At 43.0% G+C, this 5818-nt stretch carries 6 protein-coding genes; 4 read left to right on the forward strand and 2 right to left on the reverse strand.

Going from position 1 to position 5818, the window contains the following annotated elements:
- Positions 1–133 precede the first annotated feature (133 nt).
- Both ACED28_RS22545 and ACED28_RS22550 read right to left on the reverse strand, forming a co-directional pair.
- On the reverse strand, positions 134–883 hold the full coding sequence (locus ACED28_RS22545; protein WP_371710799.1) for a hypothetical protein: 750 nt from the start codon (positions 881–883) through the stop codon (positions 134–136).
- Between the two features lie 266 nt (positions 884–1149).
- Complete coding sequence (locus tag ACED28_RS22550; protein WP_105057260.1) at positions 1150–1734, reverse strand: phage antirepressor N-terminal domain-containing protein; 585 nt, start codon at positions 1732–1734, stop codon at positions 1150–1152.
- 609 nt (positions 1735–2343) lie between these two features.
- Here ACED28_RS22550 and thrS point away from each other — a divergent pair.
- The 4 genes from thrS to rplT all read left to right on the forward strand — a co-directional run bounded on the left by thrS (position 2344) and on the right by rplT (position 5521).
- Entirely contained in the window at positions 2344–4272 is a 1929-nt protein-coding gene (gene thrS / locus ACED28_RS22555) for a threonine--tRNA ligase (protein WP_029223062.1), read from the forward strand.
- A gap of 2 nt (positions 4273–4274) precedes the next feature.
- A complete protein-coding gene (gene infC, locus ACED28_RS22560) occupies positions 4275–4826 on the forward strand; it encodes a translation initiation factor IF-3 (RefSeq protein WP_077680304.1) in 552 nt (183 codons plus the stop codon).
- A 104-nt stretch (positions 4827–4930) separates the two neighbouring features.
- A complete protein-coding gene (gene rpmI / locus ACED28_RS22565; RefSeq protein ID WP_004738430.1) occupies positions 4931–5125 on the forward strand; it encodes a 50S ribosomal protein L35 in 195 nt (64 codons plus the stop codon).
- Positions 5126–5167: 42 nt separating this feature from the next.
- On the forward strand, positions 5168–5521 hold the full coding sequence (gene rplT / locus ACED28_RS22570; protein WP_004733517.1) for a 50S ribosomal protein L20: 354 nt from the start codon (positions 5168–5170) through the stop codon (positions 5519–5521).
- Positions 5522–5818: the final 297 nt, after the last annotated feature.

Raw genomic sequence — 5818 nt, forward strand, 5'->3', positions numbered from 1 at the left:
AGCCAGAGCCAGAGCCAGAGCCAGAGCCAGAGCCAGAGCCAGAGCCAGAGCCAGTCCAGGTAAAAGTACGGCCTAAGTCAAAAAAAACATTTTTGCAAAAGCTAGCTGACTTAATGCCGTGGTAGATATGATGTTATGGAGCTTTGGTCTGATCCTCTGTGTGAAGTTCCATCAAATTTTCTAGTAACAGCTCTAGTTTATCTTCTATCTCAAAATCTCTTAAGTTGTAGACGGGCTTCTTTTTGTTTGCAAGAATCTTTCTCACTTCCCAGCGAGTTGTAAAATCACAGCGTTTTGCAACTAGCGAAATATCCTTATCTGTTTGTTCAAGTTGTTCTGTAAACCCCCAGTCGTTCATTTTAACAATCTGACTTTCCACAAAATCAGGGGGTATGTCTTCGTTATTGAACTCTTTGATTGTTTTTAGTTGTTGGCAATAATTATTCATCAGTGCGAAGATTCCTGCATATGCTTCTTTGCCTCTAAGCCTATACGCAAGGACAGGATTGTCATTTGCTAAGCTTTTTAGGCTTTTTTCATATGCAGTTAAGAAATCAACCGAGATATTGGGAGCCATAGTTTCAATAAGCGAAGAAAACATTTGGTCTAGTATTTGTGTCAGTCCTTGAGGTAGTGCTTCTTTAGGTATTTGCTTCTTTTTGAAGAAATCGTTACATATTGACAAGTACTCGGCTGACAAGTCTTCGGGAGAAAACGAAGATGCTTTAAAATGAGCTCGGAATTCTAATAGGTAATAGAGTGTTTCTTTGGTAGTTTTTAATCTTTCAGCTCTTACCTTGTAAAAATAGCCTAACCCACTAGTTAACGCGCCTAAAGCTATCCCTGCGAGGCTGACTAGAGCAACGATGATTTTGATATCCACAATTAGTCCTTTAACTAAGTCAAATTAGTTATGGATAATAACATATGCATACACACGCAAAAGGTTTGAGGCTCCTATATGTGAATTTTACCAATGAACATAAAGTGAACGGTCATTTAAAGACGCCCAACTTATTCCTACTTGGGTAAAGGTTGATGAAGCTAGCCTAGATGTTACGAGGCGAGTTATGCAAGTTGTTGACTTGTAGAGAGTAGAAGAGTCATACAAACGATTAAGGCACCAATTGGCGCCTTTATCTATTCAACTCAACAATTCTTTCCCTTCACAGCTAACAACATTGCCAACCTAGAATTCGCTGTTTCAGCAATTTTCGCATAATCCTCAATAGAAAAGTAACCAGGCTCACGTAGCAATTCAGGAAGCCTTGAACGCTCGAATACCATCACGTCATTTCCAACTGGAACAGTACCGAGCACGCGGCCGTTTTCTAACGTCATTAAAAGCTTTGTGGTAACACGTGTTGGAGTATGGGCTGGGAGCTGGTTTGCTTCTTTGTTCCAGTATCGCCAAAGAACATCATCACATTCGTTTTGGTATTGGATTACTTTGTCGCGGATATCTGCACGGATTCGATTAGGTTGCAGAGTTTGGAGCCAGCCGAAGAGTTTTCGAAGGGGGATGCATGTTGCTTCGTTGTGCCTATCCAAAGAGGGGATAACCATCATGGTGACACCCCAACGCTCCGTATTAGTAGTTAGCTTTCGGTGTTGAGTTTGCCAAGCAAGCCCCATACCTTCAACTACCGGACGCATAGGTGTATATGGTTCACCATTATGTTGAATGAGGAATAGATTAGAACCGTGAAATGGTACTCGAATTTGGTTATTCATGGGATAACCCCTTTTGTGATTCGTGGTTTTTAATCACCACGCAAAGGGACCAAACTTTGGGTGGTGAACTGAATCGGGTTGGTCCTACCGCCACAAAAGGAAACGGCCAGCCGAAGCTGCCCAATCCAGTCCACCATAATTTGGGTGTGCTGAATCGCAGGCATAAAAAAACCAGCAAAAAGCTGGATGTTTTATACATCCTTTTGTGCATAGAGACTAACTCACTAAAACGGGGGACCAATCCCGTCACTGGATTTTGCCAGTGAAATTTGATTATGAGGCTAGGAACGCAATAAATCAAGATCTTGAGTAGGTGGTAACGAGTAGTAATATGACTGAAACTTCATGGCCTCTCAGGGGGGGCACCTAGATTTAGCCTAGAAAGCAATAATGACAATAGTTATCGTGCTTTGCCTTAAGTGCAGCATTGTTATTTTATGTTAATTCGTTACAATGCCCCAGTACTTATAAGGGCACATCTGTATTTGTACCCAAATTTGTACCAATTCTTACATATATCCCCATTAAGTTTTCTAACTTTTTGAATTAAATATATTAAATAATTTTCATGTGTTGCTTGGTGTGCAACACCACTGTAAAGGACAAATAATGCCAATTATTACTCTTCCTGACGGTAGTCAGCGTCAATTTGACAACCCTGTATCAACTCTAGATGTTGCCCTATCAATCGGTCCTGGTCTTGCGAAAGCAACCATTGCTGGTCGTGTAGATGGCGAGCGTGTTGATGCTTGTGATCTTATCGAAAACGATGCAAGCCTAGAAATCATCACAGCTAAAGATGAAGTTGATGGCCTTGAGATCGTTCGTCACTCTTGTGCTCACCTTTTAGGTCACGCGATTAAGCAGCTTTTTCCAGAAGCGAAAATGGCGATCGGTCCTACTATTGATAACGGTTTCTACTACGATATCGACCTTGAGCACTCTCTAACGCAAGAAGATCTAGAAAAGATTGAAAAGCGTATGAAAGAGCTAGCGAAGACCAAGTATCAGGTTGTTAAGAAGAAAGTTAGCTGGCAGGAAGCGCGTGACGCATTCGAAGCTCGCGGCGAGACTTACAAAATCGAAATCTTGGATGAGAACGTTTCTAAAGACGATCGTCCAGGCCTGTACCATCATGAAGAATACATCGATATGTGTCGTGGTCCCCACGTTCCACATATGGGCTTCTGCCAACACTTCACACTACTTAACGTAGCAGGTGCTTACTGGCGTGGTAACAGTGACAACAAGATGCTTCAACGTATCTACGGCACTGCATTCCATGACAAGAAAGCGCTTAAGGCTCACCTAGTGCGCCTAGAAGAAGCGGCTAAGCGCGATCACCGTAAAATCGGTAAGCACTTAGATCTATTCCACATGCAGCAAGAAGCACCAGGCATGGTGTTCTGGCATCACAACGGTTGGACTATCTTCCGTGAGCTAGAAGTATTTATTCGTCAGAAGCTGACTGAGTACGATTACCAAGAAGTAAAAGGCCCATTAATGATGGACCGTGTTCTTTGGGAACGTTCTGGTCACTGGGATAAGTACGCTGAAGCGATGTTCACGACTTCTTCAGAGAACCGTGAGTACGCGATCAAGCCAATGAACTGTCCTGGTCACGTTCAAATCTTTAATCAAGGTTTGAAATCTTACCGTGATCTACCGCTACGTATGGCTGAGTTTGGCTCATGTCACCGTAACGAGCCGTCTGGCGCACTTCACGGCATTATGCGTGTTCGTGGCTTCACTCAAGATGATGCTCACGTATTCTGTACTGAAGACCAAGTTCAGCAAGAAGTTAAAGCTTGTATTGAAATGGTTTACGATACTTACACAACTTTCGGTTTTGAAAACATCGTTGTTAAGCTATCTACTCGTCCAGAACAGCGTGTAGGTTCAGACGAAATGTGGGACCGTGCAGAGGCCGATCTTAAGCAAGCGCTTGAGGCGATGGAGATTGCATACGAGATTCAAGAAGGCGAGGGTGCGTTCTACGGACCTAAGATTGAATTTACTTTGCATGATTGTTTGGACCGCGCATGGCAATGTGGTACAGTGCAGCTCGATTTTGCATTACCAGAACGTTTAGGTGCAACTTACGTAGGTGAAGATAACGAGCGTCACACGCCAGTTATGATTCACCGCGCGATTTTAGGTTCACTAGAACGCTTCATCGGTATTCTTATTGAAGAATACGCTGGCTTCTTCCCAACGTGGTTGGCGCCAGAACAAGCAATTGTTATGGGCATTACAGACAAACAGTCTGAATATGTACAAGAAATTGCGAAAAAACTGCAAAAAAGTGGATTTAGAGTCAAAGCAGACTTGAGAAATGAGAAGATTGGCTTTAAAATCCGCGAACATACTTTGAAACGTGTACCGTTCATGCTTGTGTGTGGTGACCAAGAAATGGAAGCCGGCGAAATTGCAGTACGTACACGTAAAGGTAAGGACCTTGGCAAATTTAAAGTGGATGACTTTATTTCATACATCCAAGCCGAGGTTTCAAGCCGTAAGCTCAATCTGGAGGAATAGCTATTAAAGGCGGAAGACGTGGCCAACAACCGGCCAAACAAAACCAGCACCGTTTAAACGGTGACATTCGTGGCGTTCGTGAAGTGCGTCTAACTGGCGCAGACGGCGAAGCTGTTGGTGTAGTAACAATCGCTGAAGCGATGGAAGCTGCAAATGAAGCTGGTATGGATCTTGTAGAGATCAGCCCTAACGCCGAGCCGCCAGTTTGTCGTGTGATGGACTACGGTAAGTTCCTCTTCGAGAAGAGCAAAGCTGCGAAAGAGCAGAAGAAAAAGCAAAAGCAGGTTCAGATCAAGGAAATTAAATTCCGACCTGGAACTGATATTGGAGACTATCAGGTAAAACTACGCAACCTGACTGGTTTCCTTGAAGACGGCAACAAAGTGAAGGTAACAATTCGCTTCCGTGGCCGCGAAATGGCTCACCAAGAAATCGGTGTTGACGTTCTTAATCGTTTGAAAGTAGATACTGAAGAATTTGCAGTTGTCGAATCTTTCCCAACGAGAATTGAAGGTCGCCAGATGATCATGGTGTTGGCCCCTAAAAAGAAGTAATTAACGGCTTTGCAAGTAATTAAACCCTGCAGCCTCAGGTTGCGGGGTTTTATTCGCCCTAATTACTATGTTATTAACAACTCAACAATGCGGAGTTATTCATCATGCCTAAGATGAAAACCAACAAAGGTGCTGCTAAGCGTTTCCAGAAAACTGCTGGTGGTATTAAGTTTAAGCACGCTGGTAAACGTCACATCCTGACTAAGCGTACTACTAAGAACAAGCGTCAGCTACGTCCGAACTCGATCCTTCCTAAATGTGAAGTTGCTCAAGTTCTACGTATGATGCCATACGCTTAATTCTTTTTAGTTTATAAATTCGTTTAGTTTAGGAGAAGCATAATGCCTCGCGTAAAACGTGGTGTACAAGCTCGTGCACGTCATAAGAAAGTTCTAAAACAAGCTAAAGGTTACTACGGAGCACGTTCACGTGTTTACCGCGTAGCTTTCCAAGCAGTTACCAAAGCTGGTCAATACGCTTACCGTGACCGTCGCAACAAGAAACGTCAATTCCGTCAACTTTGGATTGCACGTATCAACGCGGCATCTCGTCAAAATGGTCTATCTTACAGCCGTTTCATCAATGGCCTTAAGAAAGCATCTATCGAGATCGACCGTAAGATTCTTGCTGACATCGCAGTATTCGACAAAGCAGCATTTGCTGTTCTAGTTGAAAAAGCGAAAGCATCTCTATAATTTAGAGTTAGCTTAAAGGTTTAATAAAAGGAGAACTTCGGTTCTCCTTTTTTATTGCCTGCTATTTGGCTTTGCCGCATTCTCTCGCATCTAATTTTTATTCGCTTGAACAAGCATTCTGGTATATAAACATTTACCTAACCTTTAAATGTTAAGCGACCGAGATAAATGACCGCACCGACTACTATGACGTTCTTTGAACGTTTTGAAACTGACATCCTTTCTGGCAAGAAGACGATTACTGCATATTTCGGAGCATTCCGATCAGTCATTTCGGGATTATCCGATCACCCATTT

The sequence above is a fragment of the Vibrio sp. 1F253 genome, assembly GCF_041439295.1.
GTDB lineage: Bacteria > Pseudomonadota > Gammaproteobacteria > Enterobacterales > Vibrionaceae > Vibrio > Vibrio tasmaniensis_A.